We start from the raw sequence: 271 nt of genomic DNA on the forward strand, positions 1-271 counted from the left end.
GTGCATCAAAGCATGCCGTGATGTGTAACTATAAGGGTAATGTGATGGCGGATGGTATGCTGCTTCGCACAGAGGATAATGCATTCGTATCATATTTTTTATCGCCTTACCTAGAATACATTGCCAGTCGTGGCAACTATGATGTCAATATCGAAGATTTGACAGGCAAATCCTTTCTGTTCCAACTGGGTGGTCCCTTATCTTTGAAAATTCTTGAGGCAGCCACCCAAGAATCCCTCAGTGATATTAAATTTATTTGGCATCGCACAGT

The 271-nt window shown here is 42.1% G+C and carries 1 protein-coding gene; it reads left to right on the forward strand.

Annotated features, from left to right (window positions below; translation table 11 throughout):
- Positions 1–20 precede the first annotated feature (20 nt).
- A partial coding sequence (locus AAEY72_RS14935; protein WP_352311337.1) for a hypothetical protein occupies positions 21–271 on the forward strand: 251 nt, incomplete at its 3' end.

This window comes from Psychrobacter sp. W2-37-MNA-CIBAN-0211 (assembly GCF_040309405.1).
In the GTDB taxonomy this organism is placed as follows: domain Bacteria; phylum Pseudomonadota; class Gammaproteobacteria; order Pseudomonadales; family Moraxellaceae; genus Psychrobacter; species Psychrobacter glaciei.